Origin of the sequence: Acinetobacter johnsonii, assembly GCF_048551975.1 — a bacterium.
In the GTDB taxonomy this organism is placed as follows: Bacteria; Pseudomonadota; Gammaproteobacteria; order Pseudomonadales; family Moraxellaceae; genus Acinetobacter; species Acinetobacter johnsonii_A.
Genome location: NZ_JBIMCF010000028.1, coordinates 12589 through 28886, shown reverse-complemented (window position 1 = coordinate 28886; position 16298 = coordinate 12589). Strand labels below are relative to the sequence as shown.

Sequence of the window (16298 nt, the reverse complement as noted above, 5' to 3'; positions counted from 1 at the left end):
AAGAAGCCAAAGCAGATATTATAAAATACATTGAATTATTTTATAATCATCGAAGAATTCAAAAGGGTTTGGGTTTTAAGACACCAAATCAAATGGCCGAAGACTTTTATAAGTTGGCTGCCTAGAATCTCCCAAGGGAAAGTCTCCTGATAATTCAGCGTATATCATTAACTTTTTAAATCTAAAAAACAGGAATTTCATTTATGTCTAAACACTATGATTATATTGCGATTGGCGGAGGCAGTGGCGGTATTGCATCAGTCAATCGTGCTGCCATGTATGGTAAGAAATGTGCACTGATAGAAATGGGTGATATTGGTGGAACCTGTGTCAACGTAGGATGTGTTCCTAAAAAAGTGATGTGGTATTCAGCTCAAATTGCCGATGCGATTCATAAATATGGTCCTGACTATGGCTTTAATACAGAATTGAAATCCTTTAACTGGAAGAAATTAGTTGAAAACAGACAAGCCTATATCAGCCGAATACATACATCGTATGACACAGGACTAGCTAAAAATAATGTTGATGTCATTCGAGGTTTTGCAAAATTTTTAGATGCTCAAACAATTGAAGTAAATGGTGAAACGTACACAGCTGACCATATTTTAATTGCTACGGGGACTCAAGCATTCAAACCTGAAATTGAAGGTGCTGAATATGGTATTGATTCCAATGGTTTCTTCGGATTAGAACACTTACCGAAGCGGACTGCTATTGTTGGTTCTGGCTATATTGCTGTGGAATTGGCAGGTGTTCTTAATGCATTGGGTTCGAATGTACAATTATTTATTCGTAAACATCAGCCTTTGCGTGGATTAGATCATTTCCTTGGTAAAACACTATTAGAGAATATGCGCAGTGAAAATATTAACGTGCATACTCATAGTCAGATTAACAAAGTGACTAAAGTTCAAGATAACTCACTTGTATTACACCTAGAAGATGGTACAGAACATAGTGTAGATTGCTTGATTTGGGCAATTGGTAGAAAACCTGCAACTGAAGCGATCAATCTTAATAAGACTCAAGTTCAATTGAACGAGAATCGCTTTATTCATGTTGATGCATATCAAAATACAACACAGTCTGGCATTTATGCAGTGGGTGATATTACAGGTAAAGTCGAGTTAACACCTGTTGCTGTGGCAGCGGGTCGAAGACTGTCTGAACGTTTATTTAACAATAAGCCAAATGAACATTTAGATTATGAAAATATTCCGACTGTGGTGTTTAGTCACCCACCTATTGGAACAGTTGGATTAACCGAAGATCAAGCCATAGAAAAATTTGGTAAAGATGCCATCAAAATTTATAGTTCTTCCTTTACATCCATGTATACAGCGATAACAGAACATCGACAACTCACAAAAATGAAATTAATTTGTGTAGGAACTGATGAGAAAGTGGTCGGAATTCATGGTATTGGATACGGTATGGATGAAATTCTGCAAGGCTTTGCTGTTGCTTTAAAAATGGGAGCAACTAAAAAAGACTTCGATAACACTTTAGCAATTCATCCGACTTCTGCTGAAGAATTCGTCACAATGCGTTAATCATTGATCATCTAAAAGAGCATTTATTTATATATTTGCTCTTATTTTTATATTCTATATCCAAATTATGAACTTTCAACAACTTAGAATTATTAGAGAACTCACTCAACATAATCTCAATTTATCACAAACAGCACATGCTCGGCTTTGTTGCACAAAGATTTGAAATGCAAAGCGCCCCTAATTGAGCCAAATTTAAGGCGTAACTTGGGTAAGTGGTCGACCTAATTCCGTAAATCTGTTAAGGACTGCTACACGTGCATGGATCTCATTCACTTGGCTATCAAAACTCCTTGCACTGAGTTTATCTCCTAATAATTTGATGCAATGCATCTTAGTTTCAACCAAACTTCGCCGATGATAGCCTGACCATTTTTTCCATAGTGTCGTGCCTAAACGTTTAATTGTTCGAAGTAATTCATTTCGCTCTAGCGAGCTACTCTTTGTATCTTTCCATGGTTTCGCATTTTTTCTAGGTGGAATCACCGCATGCGCTTGCCGATCTGCAATGACCTGACGGCATTGCTTGGTGTCATAAGCTCCATCGGTATAAACAGAGTTAATCCGCTCATCTTGTGGAATCTGATTAAGTAAATCACCAAGCACCTGTGAATCACTGACATTATTGGTTGTAAGCTGAACTGCTCGTATTTGCAGGGTTTTAGCATCTATACCAATATGAAGTTTACGCCATTGGCGACGATATTCAGGTCCATGTTTCTTGCGTTTCCATTCGCCCTCACCTAGAAACTTCATGCCTGTAGAGTCCATGAGTAGATGCAGCCCATCGCTACTTTTTTGGTAGCTGATTACAATATCAATATGCTTTTGTCTTCTACAAAGCGTGGTGTAATCTGGAGCTATCCAATTTAATCCGCAAAGTTTAATCAGACTTTGCACAAAGCCAGTGACCATACGTAAAGACAGACGGAATAAGGATTTAATCATTAAGCAGCATTGGATGGCTGCGTCGGAGTAGGTTTGATTTCGCCCTTGTTTGCCTTTTGATGGCGCATACCATTGCGTAGCAGGATCAAACCAAATGGCAATATTTCCGCGACTCATGAGTGCTCGGTTATATGCGGGCCAATTGGTTGTGCGGTAGATTTTGTGTGTAGGCTTCTTCATTTGAAAATTATATCGCTGAAAAACCCTTTACAGATAGGTTTGTGCAACAAAGCCTATTTACTGATTACGTACTTGCTTAACCACTCAGTTGCGCTATAATTAATAGACGCGAAATTTAAATCTCTAATTTTCCAACACTTAGTAAAACCTCGTTTGCCATCCCACTACCATTGTAGGAGCAAATCAGGAGACATAAAAAATTAGCGGTAGCGTGCCTGGCCCTCTAGATAAGTATTGGAGACTGTAATGAAGTTTGAAAAGTCACAGACAGCAATCGACCACCTGACTCCCGAGCAACACCGAATTACCCAGGAGGCGGGCACCGAAAGGCCCTTCACGGGCGAGTACAACGACAACAAGGAGCCTGGCATCTACGTCGACATAGTGTCGGGAGAGCCACTGTTCGCTTCGACGGACAAGTTCGATTCGGGTACTGGCTGGCCCAGCTTCACCAAGCCGATCGTTTCGGCAAACGTGAACGAGGTGCGGGACAGCGCACACGGCATGGTCCGGACGGAGGTCAGGTCAGTACACGCAGACAGTCATCTCGGCCATGTGTTCCCCGATGGTCCTTCCGACCGCGGCGGTCTGCGGTACTGCATCAACTCAGCGTCCCTTCGCTTCATCCCGCGCGACGAGATGGAGTCCGAGGGATACGGTGAATATCTCGATCAAGTAGAGGAGGCTTAACATGCATCAGCGCGCTGTTCTCGCAGGAGGATGTTTCTGGGGCATGCAGGATCTGATCCGCAAGCGGCCCGGCATCATCTCGACCCGTGTGGGTTACACGGGCGGCGATATTCCGAACGCCACGTATCGTAATCACGGCACGCATGCCGAGGGGATCGAGATTGTCTTCGACCCGACAGTGACGAGCTACCGGAACATCCTGGAATTCTTCTTCCAGATCCACGATCCGACGACGCTGAACCGCCAGGGCAATGATCGTGGGCTCTCCTACCGGTCGGGCATCTATTATGTCGACGAGGAGCAGAAGCGCGTCGCCGAGGATACGATCGCCGATGTGGATGCCTCGGGGCTGTGGGATGGCAAAGTGGTGACCGAGGTCCAGCCGGTCGGCGAGTTCTGGGAGGCCGAGCCCGATCACCAGGATTATCTGGAGAAGCGCCCGGGCGGCTACACCTGCCACTTCGTCCGTCCCGGCTGGGTGCTTCCGAAGCGCCAAAAGGTTGACGACGTACAGCCAGCGGCCGGGACCGCGGCGGAATAGGCTTCACTGCCGTTGCCACTGCGCCGGTCCGGTCCGCAATCTTCGTGACCGCGTCGTTCAGCGACGCGGTCATCGAACCCTACTTCAGAGTGACGGCTCGTTCCAGTCAGTCGCCATCGCAACACCAGGATCGCAGATTTATGCCAGACCTCTCGTCCTTTCCGATCACGCAGCGCTGGCCGGCATCTCATCCCGATCGCCTGCAACTCTACGCAGCCCCTACGCCCAATGGCGTCAAGGTCTCGATCATGCTTGAGGAGACTGGCCTGGCGTACGAGCCCCACCTGATCGACATCTCGAACAACGAGTCGAAGGATCCGGCGTTCGTGTCGCTGAACCCGAACGGACGCATACCGGCGATCATCGATCCGGCTGGCCCTGACGGTAGACCCATCGCCTTATGGGAATCCGGTGCGATCCTCCTCTATCTGGCCGACAAGACGGGTCAGTTCATCTCCACCGAACCAGGCCAGCGTTACGAGACCCTAGCGTGGGTGTTCTTTCAGATGTCGGCCATCGGGCCGATGTTCGGACAGCTAGGCTTTTTCCTGCGATTTGCCGGCAAGGACTATGAGGACAAGCGACCTCGGCAGCGCTTTGTTGATGAATCCAGGCGTCTTCTCGGGGTCCTGGATCACCGGCTGGAGGGCCGCGAATGGATTGTCGATGATTACTCGATCGCGGACATTGCGACGTTTGGCTGGGTGAATGCGCTGGTCGAATTCTACGCAGCGGGCGACATCCTCGGCCTAAGCAGCTATTCGAACGTGCAGGCATGGCTCGAACGCGGGCTGGCGCGACCGGCTGTACAGCGTGGCCTGCGAATTCCTGCGAGGCCTGCATGACCATTATCGCCGCATATTATTACAACGAAGGTAAGCGAGTCCGTGAAATCAGGCTCGATGAGCACGTCGAACTAAACGAGAATCGCTCGGGCTTCTGCTGGATCGCGCTTAGCGAGCCCACCGCAGACGAACTCAGCGCGATCCAGACGACGTATAACCTCCATCCTTTGGCGATCGACAACGCCATGCACCCGCTGTGCCCGCCCAAGCTCGAGGTCTACAACGATGAGTTGTACGTCGTCGCCCAGACCGCCGAGCTGGTCGGCGACCGGATCAGCTACGGCAAGATGGCGATCTTCACCGGTCACAATCACCTTATCACCGTGCGGCACGGCAATGCCGGAGCGCTGGGCAAACTTCGGGAGCAACTCGAGGCATCGCCGACGCAGTTCGGCAAGGGTGTCGACTATGTGCTGCACGCGATCTTGCACCGAGTGGTCGACCAGTATCTGCCCATCTTCGAAATGATCGAGGACGACGTCCTGGCGATGGAGCGACGGTCGCTGCACGATTTCCTCGGGCCAGAAGAGGTGGCGCGAATCTTCGAACTAAGGTCCGAACTCACGCGGTTCCAGCGCACGCTCGGGGCTATGGCCGAGCTGGTGCGAAAGCTCGTTCGCGGCCACTTTCCCTGCATCAGCGCCGAAATGACACCATATTTCCACGACGTCGCGGACCATGTCCACCGCGTGCAGTCCATGGTCGACGGCCTCCTGCTTGTCCTGTCCACGGTCTTCGAGGCCAGCAGCCTTCTGGAAGCGCAAAGGATCGGTGTGGTCACTCGCCAGCTCGCGGCCTGGGCGGCGATCTTGACGGTCCCGACGGCGATCGCCGGAATATATGGCATGAACTTCAAGCACATGCCGGAACTGGACACGCCATATGGCTACTTCGTCGTGCTCGGAGTGATAGCGGTGTTCTGCCTTCTCCTGTTCATGCGCTTCAAGAAGGCCAAGTGGCTATGAGTAACGCACTTCGCGAGCTTCTCCGTCCGCCGAGTCACAGCGCGCTTTGTGCGCGAGCGTGTCCAATCCAGTTCAAGATGAAGGTGCTTCCATGACCTCCCAGGTGACCGACGTTCTAGAAGCAGTCCAGTCATTCATCGCCAACGGCTATGACCGCGAATACCGCGTCAAGGACGGCAATCTCGTCGATCTCGAACTAGGGTCAACCCTCGATGCATGCAGCATTCGCGTCGATGCGGCGTTGCGCCTCGAGAGCGGGGACGACGGCGAAGATGCCTCCAACATCTACGCGATCACCGATCCGGCGACAGAGCATAAAGGCCTGTTGATCGACGTGTTCGATGAAATCTGCTACCGCGACCCAGTTCAAGAGTCGGGACCTCAATGTAGAAGAAGTTGACTAACGAGCATTCGCGTCATCCGATCAAGCAAGCTGGAGACATTTATGAAAGCCATTGGTTACAAGGTTCCGGGACCCATCGCCGCGGATGCCGCGCTGGTCGACATCAATCTGCCTCGGCCTGTCGCTGCAGGATACGATATCCTGGTTGAGGTGAAGGCCGTCTCGGTCAACCCGGTCGACTACAAGGTCCGCAACAGCACGCCGCCGGCAGATGGCGATTGGAAGGTGCTGGGATGGGATGCCGCCGGGATTGTGCGCGAGGTCGGCCCCGACGTCACGCAGTTCGAGTTAGGCGACGAGGTCTATTATGCCGGATCGATCACACGGCCCGGTACCAATGCGGAGTTCCATCTCGTCGACGCCCGGATTGTCGGTCACAAACCTGCGTCGCTCTCCTGGGCGGAAGCGGCGGCGCTGCCGCTGACGACGTTGACGGCCTGGGAGGCGATGTTCGACCGCCTGGACGTGGCGAAGCCCGTACCCGGTGCGGCGGAGGCGATCCTCATCATCGGTGGCGCGGGCGGGGTTGGGTCGATCGCCGTCCAGATCGCGCGACAGCGCACGGACCTCACCGTCATCGCCACAGCCTCTCGACCGGAAACCCAAGAGTGGGTAAGAGGGCTTGGAGCTCACCACGTCATCGACCATTCTCGTCCGCTCGCGCCACAGATCGCCGAACTCGGCATCGGTGCTCCCGCTTTCGTCTTTTCGACCACACATACCGAGCAACATGTCGCCGACATCGCCGAACTGATCGCCCCACAAGGACGGTTCGGACTGATCGACGATCCCAAGGCATTCGATATCATGGTTTTCAAGCGCAAGGCGGTGTCGATCCACCACGAGCTGATGTTCACGCGGTCGATCTACGGCACGCCCGACATGAATGAGCAGGGCGAGATTCTGGATGCGATGGCAGCGCTGGTTGACGACGGCAAAATCCGCACGACGCTGACCCGGCGACTGTCGCCGATCAATGCCGCCAATCTGAAGACGGTGCATGCACTGATCGAAAGTGGCGCGGCTAAAGGCAAGATCGTCCTCGAAGGCTTCTAACGACCGCGATCGCCAAACATCTTGTCCAACCTCAAAAAGCCGAACGGGTTATGCCCCAGCGATGAGAATCCCATGACCAAATCTATTGCCACCGCCTCGATCAACCGCGAAACCGCAGTCGCCCTCATCGACGCGGCGCTCGCTGCGGCCCGTGCCATCGGCATCCCGGCTGCCGTCGCCGTCGTCGACGCCACCGGTAACCTGCGCGCGTTCGAGCGCACCGACGATGCGCCGTTCCTTACCGTCGATGTTGCCATCGACAAGGCCTGGAGTTCCGCCTCGTTTGGGTTCCCGACCCATGTCTGGAACGACTATGTGACCAACGATCCAAAAGTGGCGCCGCTAGCCTATCGCCCTCGGATGGTCGCTGTCGGCGGCGGTTATCCGATTCTGGAGGATGGGAAGTTGATCGGCGGCATAGGCATCTCCGGAGGCAACTATCAGCAGGATCAGGATGCGTGCGTCGAGGCACTCATGAAAATCGGGTTCCAGTTGCCAGCCTGACGACTGTGAGGCCATCACCGGTGGTAATGGCCAACAGATCCAACCTTTGAGAGGCCTAATGATGGAAGCGTTCGTCGTCTTTACGCGGGAAGAAACCAGCGACCCACATGCACTCGCAACCTATTCTGCAGGCGTCGGACCATCGTTCGATGGTCACGACGTTACCTTTCTCGCCGCTTATGGCGCGATCCAGCATTTGGAGGGGCCGCCCATCGAAGGGGCCGTAATCTTGCGTTTCCCGACGATGCAGGCCGCTCGCGACTGGTATGACAGTCCCGCCTACCAAACCATCGCTGCTCAACGCTTTGCCGGTTCCCGTTACCGCGCCTTTATCATTGAAGGGCGGCGGTGACATACCGACAGAAGCACTTCGGCGCTGACCACGAGGTATCGGCGTGTGAACTCGCATCTTGGGAATCTGTGGGGGGGACCAAGACAGCGGCGCTAGGGGCTCATATCGTCGATCGGATCAGAGAGTTGCTCGGCGAGAATGGGTTATCTATTGCCGAGCTGACGGAGCGGAGCCGCCCTCTCCCAACGGATTGATTCAATCGTTGACGCTCCTCCTATCCGGATCCGGGTTTTCGCACGCTGATCAACAGAGTTACAGCGCGCAACGCCTGTAGTGGGCATCAGGGGATGGGTGGCAATCAGGATGATTGCCCACCTTCCAACGATTAACCTTGCTCAAGTTGCTTCACTAGTCGCTCTGTGGGATCATCGAATGTAGCGTTTTCTGCGTAGCCACTGATTGCCTTAGAGTCTGAAAATGATGACATAGTTTTATTGCCTAACGTTTGACATGAGGGGCGGCCGAGGGCGACAGCCCTTGGACGTCCCTCTCGATGGAAGTGTTGGGCGTCTTTGCACTGAGCATGGACTACCTGTATTCAGCGGCAGTAATGAACTGTGAGAAAGACTCACACCAGACGATGACGGCTTTGTACTGCGAGACGTCTATTGATTCAGGCACAGGAACCACGAAGTTCTCGAAGGTACGAACATCGCCTATGCGTTTCATCTGCGGCTTCAGACGTGCAAAGTCTTTTTCCGTTTCCACGAACTCAGGAGATAGGTAGAGCTTGTAGTCAGGGCCAGGCGCTAGCTTGCCGGTGAACGCAATGCTCTTTGAGCCCACGTTCACTGTGCCTTGCCCCCAATGGAGGGCGTCACTGTCTTTGAGGTCGCGCCGGAACTCCCCCTTGTAGATGCTTTGGCTCGCTGCTAGCGAGGTTTCGGCTAGCGTGGGTGCAGTAGGGGCGGTAAGGATAGGAAGCGCATAGACACCAAGCGCGAAGCCCGCCGCGAGAACGCACACATGAGACACAACGAGAAGGATTGCTTTCTTCATTGGATGAAAGCCTCACAGATTGGATGAAGACGCCCAACTACTCTTATGCGGCAGAGGTGACACATAAGATGAAAAAAAACTTGCTGCATAAGACACCTATTTGATTAAAAATACAACAAAAAGCATTGATTTATTTAAACTAAAATTATCATTAAACAAAAAAAATAACAAGGATAATATGATGACAACTCAGCACCCAAAACTATTCGATTTAGTTAGACAACGTATACGCTATAAGCATATGAGTTATCGAACTGAGCAAGCGTATTGTGGTTGGATAAAACGCTATGTAATTTTTCATCAAATGCGTCATCCACAAGAGATGGGTCGATTGGAAGTGGAATCTTATCTGTCACATTTGGTGAACGTGGGAAATGTTTCACAATCTACACATCATCAAGCACTTTCAGCATTACTTTTCTTATATAAGGAGGTACTTGGCGTAGGGCTACCTTGGTTACTAGAATTAAATCGACCCAATAAACCCAAAAGATTACCTGTAGCATTAACACACCTAGAGGTTCAGTCCGTTTTTAAACATTTATCAGGTATTCATCTGTTAATGGCTAAAATGCTCTATGGCACAGGCATGAGATTGACAGAGTTATTACAACTACGCATTAAAGATATAGATTTGAGTATAGGAAGTATAAAGCACCTTTTCACCCCTAAGCTGAAGTATCATACCCGAAATTGCTGCTCATTTTTATTGCCTAAGCCCCAGAATTTAGCTTCACAGCGCCTAAAGCAGGTCGTATTTTGGTCGATTTGACCGAAAAGTGCCTGGCGAATGGATCTCTAGCCGACAGTTGCCCCACCGGCCTGCCGCAAAGGCTGACAGTGCATGGATTGAGAACTTAGGCGCGTCAATTAAATAGGCAAGTCTGCGATGGGTCGAACAGGCTGGGAGTCAGTGGCGGGGCTCGCTCTGGCGGCAATTCGTGCTGTTTGGCAGCGTCAACCTTAGCGGCTTTCTGCCTGAGGTAATTAAGAATCAGCTCAATCACCTTCGGGTCTTCAATGCTTGCAATCACTTTGACTTGGCCACCGCAGTGTTCACAGACCTCGATGTCGATGTTGAAAACACGCTTGAGTCGTTGCATCCAGGTCATAGCGCGGTGGCGCTCTGCGGGGCTCTTGTCACACCAGCCAGTATCGAGACCTTCCGATTGATCGGGCTTTTTGCCCCGCTTAGCGGGTGTTACTTGAACGCGGTGTTTGCTGTTCGGTGCAAAAAGCCCGTGGAATCGAGTAAGGTTGACCCTAGGCTTGGGTACCAAAGCCGCTAGCTTGGCAATGAAATCCAGTGGTTCGAAGATCACATGCGTAGTGCCATTGCGGTAAGGGGTTTTGAGCTCGTAGCGGATTTGTCCATTGGCGGTCAATGCCAGACGCTTTTCCGAGATCGCTGGCCGACTGATATAGCGACACAGGCGCTCAAGCTTATCTCGCTGATGCGCTTCGGCCATGACACCGGCGTGTAGCGAGAAGCCGGCATAGTTCGCCACTCGGCTGTTGGTGTCGGCCTGATTCTCTCGCCCCGGTAAGGTTTGTAGGGTGAAGACCTTGCGCCCCTGCTGAGGACCGGTGGCGATGCGATAGGTCACTGATGCGCCCTGCAGTTGCGTCAGCACATCGCCTTCCTCCTCTTCCAGAGTCAACCAGGTATTCTCGGCATCGCGCTCTAATACGCCTCGCTTTTCCAGACAGCGAGCAATGCGATGGCTAAGCGTGTGGACGAGGGTATTCAGCTCATCGTGGGTCGGCGCTTTGACCCGATGGAAGCGCTGTTTACCATGGCCGTCTTCGGTGTAAATCCCGTCGAGAAACAGCATGTGGTAGTGTACATTCAGATTCAGCGCGGAGCCAAAGCGTTGGATGAGCGTTACCGATCCACTTTGTGCCGTAGCCTTGGTAAAACCCGCTTTCTTAATCAGATGGGTTGAGAGTATACGGTAAACGATGCTCAAGACCTTGCCCATCAGCTCCGGGTAACGGGCCAGCAAAAAGCGCAACTGGAAAGGAAAACTCAGCACCCATTGGCGAATAGGCTCTGCGGGAAATACTTCATCCACCAAAAGTGCGGCACTCTCCACCATCCGGCGGGTACCGCAGCTGGGGCAGAAACCACGCCGTTTGCAGCTGAAAGCGACCAAACGCTCGTGATGACAATCTTCACAGCGCACACGCAAAAAGCCATACTCTAGCTCCGCGTCGAGATGGAAGTCCGAGAAAACAATGCTACCGCCAGCGTCGATAACCGTAAACCACGGAGTTCCTCGTGTGCGGTAGTCTTCCATGAAGGTTGGAAACGGCGAGCCGGTCGGTTGCTCGTCGTGACCGAAAACGATAGGAAGCTCATACTTGAGCTGGTTCACGCGCAACTTCTCGAAGGTATTCTCATGCGTTCCTTCGAAGACGGTCTAGATCACTGCGAACCCCACGTCTTTTGAGCTCAACGCTGCATGCAACTTTTGTAGCGTCGGAAACCCATGCAAATGGCAACCTTGGCACCAATGCTGGAAGGCAAACAAGATTTTCGGGCCGGGCCCGATATCTGACAGTTTGAACGGCGCGATACTTTCCCCATCTTTGCCAATCCATTTTTGCACCCGCAGCTCAGGCGCTTGTCGTTCGATCTCGTTCATCTGATCCTCCAACCCCGATACAGAAGCTTAGTGGATGATCGCGCGTCGCGACGGTGCGCGAACGTCCGACCTTATTTTCCCTATTTCCTGAAGCCAGAATAGATCAGATCGACATTTCGTCCTTAATATACTCAAGCTGCCGGCGAGCGCGAACTGGGCAACCATGCGCTGGTGAGCCTTGAGCTTTGCACGCTGCCCATCCGTTTGAGAGCGAACCTGCAACTTCCGCTCCGCATACCGCAGATCAGCGTACGCAGCCTTGGGGTTATCTACCCTATAGCCATTGGGTATTGGGAATCATGCTGGCCTGACGCTATGTTCGATACGCGATTTTTTACGATGATAGAGCATCTGTATCTGATTTTTAGTCGATTGGCTTATTCGGCGGATGTGCGGGCAAATGCTTTACGCAGAGTACTGAAATGAAGGCCGGCTTCGGTCTGCCGTATCGAGCAAGAGGGGTCACTATGGTCACCAGAGGTTTCACCGGTCGCGGTTCAGGCGACCAGTCCGATCGGATTCCGCCAGGTCAGCATCTGGTGGAGGATTTCCCTGTTCTGTCGGCCGGCCCTACGCCGAGGGTAGAGCCCTCCGACTGGAAATTCACAGTCAAAATTGGTCCGAAGCCCGTCAAAACGTGGAATTGGGGCGAATTCAACACTCTACCAAAGACCCAGGTGACAAAGGATATTCACTGCGTCACCTCTTGGTCCAAACTGGATACCGTTTGGGAGGGTGTACTCATTGAAGACATCCTTGCAGATGCAGAGCTTGATCGGCCTACCGATTTCGTCTTGGCGCACTGCTACGATAATTATTCGACAAACGTCCCTCTGACGGATCTGCTTTCCGGGAAAGCGATGGTCGCCCTCAGTTATGCGGGCAAGCCACTTTCCCGCGATCATGGGGGGCCGGCGCGTCTTCTAGTGCCGCACCTTTACTTCTGGAAATCCGCCAAATGGGTGAATGCGCTGCAATTCACGACGCGTGACGAGGCCGGCTTTTGGGAGCTGCACGGCTATCACATCTACGGCGATCCGTGGCGCGAACAACGATACACCCATGACTGAAAACGAAGCGCAAGTCCGTTCGTGGCAATCATGCGTGATCGACGACATCATCCAGCAAACACCGAGTATCAAGAGCTTCTTCCTTCGGTTGAGCAAGCCGTTCGCGCACACCGCAGGTCAGCACGTCGATATCCGGCTGACCGCGCCCGACGGCTACAGTGCAATGCGCAGCTACTCGATCGCGTCATCGGCAGTTTCGACCCCGATCGTCGAGATAGCTATCGAGCGCATGCCGGATGCCGAAGTTTCGCCGTTTTTTCACGACATCGCGGCGATTGGTGACGAAATCGAAGTTCGCGGTCCGCTCGGTGGCCATTTCCTTTGGCCTGAGCCTGCCATAGATCCGGTTCTGTTGATCGGGGGAGGCTCCGGCCTCGTGCCGTTGATGGCAATGATCCGGCAGCGCCACGCATTGGCCCAAGCCGTTCCGACAGCGTTGCTCCTGTCCGCACGAACCGCCGAGGACGTTCTCTTCTCAGAAGAACTTCATTGCATCGAAATCAGCGATCCGGCGTTCGTCCTGGCGCTCGCGATTACGCGCGAGAAACCGGTTCGCGCATCGGACTTTGCGCGACGGATCGACGGCATGATGGTCCAAGAAATTCTAACCAGGCTTCAGGGAAAGCCGACGCAAGTGTTCGTCTGCGGGTCTAACGGATTCGTCAACATCGCAACCGATAGCGCGCTGCTGGCGGGCTTGGACGCCTCCATCATCAAGACGGAGCGCTACGGGGGCTAGCGGCGCGAGCTATCTCACGTCGCGCCGATCGTAGACGTGCGCCCTGGGAAGCTTTGGCGATCAACGTGAACCGTTTTGCCGAACACAGTCTTCGTACCCCCCGGCCTCTAGAACGCCTTCGCTCGCGATACCTGGCTCGACATCAAGCTCAATTTGAAAGTTCCTGCACTATCCGTCGTCCTGATATGCTCGACCAGCATGATGGGCGATTCGAGCGGGACCGCTTCCGTCCCAATCGAGGCTCGGTTACCTTAGAGCATCGGCTCGGCGCTACAGGAGGCGCGTGCGGCCTCTGCCTGGCGGTGAAAGCACTTTGGGCCATGTCGCCTGGATAGCGGCCAATCGTCAGCATCTGCTCCGATGTCGGCCAAGGTGCAGTCGCCATCTTTGAACGCCGCGAATTGGAGATCAACGCCATGACAGCAATCCGCGTGCAACTGCCGGAGATGCAATATGACAACTGATGTATTGCTGTACACCACGAATTGGTGCCCGTTCTGCCGCCGAGCGAAGGCGCTCCTCAAGGAAAAGGGCGTGCGATGGAAGGAGCTCGATATTGAGGCGGATCCGGCTCACCGGCAGGCCATGGCGGAAGCGTCGGGGCGAAGCTCCGTGCCGCAGATCTTCATCAATGGCACCCTTATCGGTGGCTCCGATGAGCTATTCGCGCTCGATGTCAGAGGCGAGCTCGACAAACTTCTCGGGCGCAACCCGCCTGCCACCTGAGGAGGTGCGGCTTGGGGCAGCCAGCCCGCGAGCCTTCGCCGGTTGATGAATACAAAAGGAGAGTCCGTTGGTCTCAGCCATCTGGAAAGACACTACTATCGCCACAAGCGACGAAACAGTCATCGTCGAGGGAAATCACTACTTCCCACCGTCAGGAGTCGACCTGAGCCTGCTTGAGATGAGCCCGCACACATCTGTCTGTCCGATCAAAGGCGCCGCGCGCTTCTTTCATGTTCGCGCGGGTGACGCGCTCAACGTGAACGCCGCTTGGACCTATCCCGCCCCCACTCCGGATGCCGAGGGTATCCGGGATTACATCGCTTTCTGGAAAGGCGTGGACGTTGCCTAGCAGACTGGACGGACGACTTCGCTGATAGCCATGCGGGCGCCGACATCTCAATTATCCTGCCCACCCCGGGCCTCGTCGGCTGCAGGAATCTGCCCGGCACCTTAGCGCGACCCGGCACTGGCGGTCTCGCACCCGCCGCGCCTCTGTTCTATCAATAAGGATGGATGACATGGAGCATTCCGAGTTCGATGCCGCTTTCGCGAAGCTTGCGGAGGGATACAGAGAAGGGACTTATGAAGGCCGGCGTTTCAGCTTGATCGTCCGGCGATCTGGGGACGGACGTCGCAACAGTCTGTTCGCCAGGGAGTTGGACGGGACTGACATTGTCAGCTTCAACCTCTTCCGCGTTACATCAGATAGGACATTGTTGAAGCCGTGCGAAATGTCCGCCGAAAAGGTCGTAGCGTTCGTGCTGGAGTTCCGACCGGACACCTGACGGGCAGAAGAAGATCCCGGCCAACCGGCGCGCCTGCGACGGCCGGCTATCTAAGGCTGCGCAAGCCTATAGCCGCAGCTCATTGCACTTCGTCTGGCGAGGAATTCAACATCGATACGTCGCCATCCGCGGGGATATCGGTACAGGCGCCCGTGTAAGCCAGATTGAGAAATCCTAAGCGATGACTAACACCAATGACGCCACCCTTCCGACACATTCTATTCTTGAGGAATGCACAGCGATGGCTGTCGTCAACGCTCTGAAGATTATTCTGAAGAACAGCTACGCGATCTACCTTAAGACAAAAAATGCCACTCGGGCGCATCCCGCCCCTACTTCAGGGACTTTCACTTGCTTCTCGCTCTGTCACTCACAGCATCGGCACGCCCATGACGCATGGTATCCAGGCCTCATAATTTTCCCATATAACCTTCTTGTCTTTTGCGCACCCAGAAAGACTCGAGGCTTTAACTGGACAGATGAGCCCTCGAGGGTAGTGTTCACCTGATTGGCTTTCTCATATCTGATGTTGATTCGCACAGTGTGCCAACCAGGTGATAGTTTCAAAAAACCTGCGCTTCAGAGCGAATTAGACGATCTTCGATAAGAGCGATCCGCCTCAAAATCCAAAACATCTAACATTGTCCTAGAGCCATATTTGTACCTAGTACTATGGCGCTCCCATTAACACATTTGATGATGCACAGAAAACTTAGCTCATGATAGCTTTCAGCTAACAGCTATTCGGAAGCCCGAAAGGATTCAACCGTTTAAGCGTGAACCGTCGATTATAAATACTTTCGTAAGTTAGCTTTAAAGGACGCTTTTAGTCCTTGTAAATACGCATTACGACTCCACAGCTACCAAATCCATACGGCGCCAGCAACCATTAAAACACCCGACACTACTAAAACAATAGTAGAGGCGCGATTGCTGCCTTTCAAAGTATGACCAACACCCACATCCATAACTAGGTGTCGAATTCCGGCTACGAGATGATAAATAAATGAAGAGTATACCAACCAGAAACTAACTTTGCCGAAAGGTGAAGAAAAAATCTCCTTGACTTCATTAAAACCCTTTTCTGACTCCAACGATTTGCTCAGCATATACAGTATCAGTCCCAGAAAAATAAAGAGCATAATTCCTGAAATCCGGTGCAGAATCGATGTAAGCGCCGTGAGAGGAAGCTGAATGGTTCGAATATCAAGATTAACCGGCCGCTTTTTATTCATTTTGACTCCAGTCAACAATTCTAGTGGGGGATTTCAGTTTTCGATCTCATTCATCA

At 52.5% G+C, this 16298-nt stretch carries 19 protein-coding genes and 1 pseudogene; 15 read left to right on the top strand and 5 right to left on the bottom strand.

Annotated elements, in window-relative coordinates; genetic code table 11:
* Window positions 1-125, top strand: a pseudogene (locus tag ACG9ZB_RS14935) (IS3 family transposase); the annotation flags it as partial.
* Between the two features lie 78 nt (window positions 126-203).
* On the top strand, window positions 204-1556 hold the full coding sequence (gene gorA / locus ACG9ZB_RS14930) for a glutathione-disulfide reductase (protein ID WP_002122354.1): 1353 nt from the start codon (window positions 204-206) through the stop codon (window positions 1554-1556).
* A 195-nt stretch (window positions 1557-1751) separates the two neighbouring features.
* Here gorA and ACG9ZB_RS14925 read toward each other — a convergent pair whose 3' ends face one another.
* Window positions 1752-2684, bottom strand: a complete 933-nt coding sequence (locus ACG9ZB_RS14925) for an IS5-like element ISAba12 family transposase (RefSeq protein ID WP_058971768.1) — start codon at window positions 2682-2684, stop codon at window positions 1752-1754.
* 246 nt (window positions 2685-2930) lie between these two features.
* On the opposite strand from ACG9ZB_RS14925, the gene msrB reads away from it, so the two are divergent.
* The 8 genes from msrB to ACG9ZB_RS14885 all read left to right on the top strand — a co-directional run bounded on the left by msrB (window position 2931) and on the right by ACG9ZB_RS14885 (window position 8040).
* Window positions 2931-3374 (top strand): peptide-methionine (R)-S-oxide reductase MsrB, encoded by a 444-nt coding sequence (gene msrB / locus ACG9ZB_RS14920; RefSeq protein ID WP_003464965.1) that lies wholly within the window; start codon window positions 2931-2933, stop codon window positions 3372-3374.
* A gap of 1 nt (window position 3375) precedes the next feature.
* Window positions 3376-3915, top strand: a complete 540-nt coding sequence (gene msrA / locus ACG9ZB_RS14915) for a peptide-methionine (S)-S-oxide reductase MsrA (protein WP_003464967.1) — start codon at window positions 3376-3378, stop codon at window positions 3913-3915.
* 140 nt (window positions 3916-4055) lie between these two features.
* Complete coding sequence (locus tag ACG9ZB_RS14910; protein ID WP_005006007.1) at window positions 4056-4760, top strand: glutathione S-transferase N-terminal domain-containing protein; 705 nt, start codon at window positions 4056-4058, stop codon at window positions 4758-4760.
* The gene (locus tag ACG9ZB_RS14905) at window positions 4757-5725 is read left to right on the top strand and encodes a magnesium and cobalt transport protein CorA (protein ID WP_002118270.1); all 969 of its coding nucleotides are present in this window, start codon (window positions 4757-4759) and stop codon (window positions 5723-5725) included. Before ACG9ZB_RS14910 ends, ACG9ZB_RS14905 begins: the two co-directional genes overlap by 4 nt.
* A 91-nt stretch (window positions 5726-5816) precedes the next feature.
* Window positions 5817-6125: a hypothetical protein gene (locus ACG9ZB_RS14900; protein ID WP_005006003.1), complete on the top strand. Its 309-nt coding sequence runs from the start codon at window positions 5817-5819 to the stop codon at window positions 6123-6125.
* A 45-nt stretch (window positions 6126-6170) separates the two neighbouring features.
* Complete coding sequence (locus tag ACG9ZB_RS14895) at window positions 6171-7184, top strand: zinc-binding alcohol dehydrogenase family protein (protein WP_002118279.1); 1014 nt, start codon at window positions 6171-6173, stop codon at window positions 7182-7184.
* Between the two features lie 72 nt (window positions 7185-7256).
* Window positions 7257-7688, top strand: coding sequence for a GlcG/HbpS family heme-binding protein (locus tag ACG9ZB_RS14890; RefSeq protein ID WP_005006001.1), 432 nt, complete (start codon window positions 7257-7259; stop codon window positions 7686-7688).
* A gap of 58 nt (window positions 7689-7746) precedes the next feature.
* Window positions 7747-8040, top strand: a complete 294-nt coding sequence (locus tag ACG9ZB_RS14885) for a DUF1330 domain-containing protein (protein WP_010591688.1) — start codon at window positions 7747-7749, stop codon at window positions 8038-8040.
* Window positions 8041-8568: 528 nt separating this feature from the next.
* Here ACG9ZB_RS14885 and ACG9ZB_RS14880 read toward each other — a convergent pair.
* Entirely contained in the window at window positions 8569-9039 is a 471-nt protein-coding gene (locus tag ACG9ZB_RS14880) for a DM13 domain-containing protein (RefSeq protein ID WP_039048263.1), read from the bottom strand.
* Between the two features lie 100 nt (window positions 9040-9139).
* Between ACG9ZB_RS14880 and ACG9ZB_RS14875 the strand changes: the two genes are divergently transcribed.
* Window positions 9140-9811 (top strand): phage integrase N-terminal SAM-like domain-containing protein, encoded by a 672-nt coding sequence (locus ACG9ZB_RS14875; RefSeq protein WP_198054698.1) that lies wholly within the window; start codon window positions 9140-9142, stop codon window positions 9809-9811.
* A gap of 94 nt (window positions 9812-9905) precedes the next feature.
* Here ACG9ZB_RS14875 and ACG9ZB_RS14870 read toward each other — a convergent pair whose 3' ends face one another.
* Both ACG9ZB_RS14870 and ACG9ZB_RS14865 read right to left on the bottom strand, forming a co-directional pair.
* Entirely contained in the window at window positions 9906-11417 is a 1512-nt protein-coding gene (locus ACG9ZB_RS14870) for a transposase (protein ID WP_419326554.1), read from the bottom strand.
* Window positions 11418-11462: 45 nt separating this feature from the next.
* The gene (locus ACG9ZB_RS14865; RefSeq protein WP_419326552.1) at window positions 11463-11687 is read right to left on the bottom strand and encodes a hypothetical protein; all 225 of its coding nucleotides are present in this window, start codon (window positions 11685-11687) and stop codon (window positions 11463-11465) included.
* 467 nt (window positions 11688-12154) lie between these two features.
* On the opposite strand from ACG9ZB_RS14865, the gene ACG9ZB_RS14860 reads away from it, so the two are divergent.
* The 4 genes from ACG9ZB_RS14860 (at window position 12155) to ACG9ZB_RS14845 (ending at window position 14571) form a co-directional block, all read left to right on the top strand.
* Window positions 12155-12757, top strand: a complete 603-nt coding sequence (locus ACG9ZB_RS14860) for a sulfite oxidase-like oxidoreductase (RefSeq protein WP_003464980.1) — start codon at window positions 12155-12157, stop codon at window positions 12755-12757.
* Window positions 12750-13496, top strand: coding sequence for a ferredoxin reductase (locus tag ACG9ZB_RS14855; RefSeq protein WP_419326550.1), 747 nt, complete (start codon window positions 12750-12752; stop codon window positions 13494-13496). The genes ACG9ZB_RS14860 and ACG9ZB_RS14855 overlap by 8 nt, the downstream gene beginning before the upstream one ends.
* Before the next feature lie 453 nt (window positions 13497-13949).
* A complete protein-coding gene (gene grxC / locus ACG9ZB_RS14850; RefSeq protein ID WP_005005995.1) occupies window positions 13950-14222 on the top strand; it encodes a glutaredoxin 3 in 273 nt (90 codons plus the stop codon).
* Between the two features lie 67 nt (window positions 14223-14289).
* Complete coding sequence (locus tag ACG9ZB_RS14845; RefSeq protein WP_003464986.1) at window positions 14290-14571, top strand: DUF427 domain-containing protein; 282 nt, start codon at window positions 14290-14292, stop codon at window positions 14569-14571.
* A 1296-nt stretch (window positions 14572-15867) separates the two neighbouring features.
* Here the strand turns inward: ACG9ZB_RS14845 and sdhC are convergent.
* A complete protein-coding gene (gene sdhC / locus ACG9ZB_RS14840; RefSeq protein WP_005005993.1) occupies window positions 15868-16242 on the bottom strand; it encodes a succinate dehydrogenase, cytochrome b556 subunit in 375 nt (124 codons plus the stop codon).
* Between the last annotated feature and the right edge of the window lie 56 nt (window positions 16243-16298).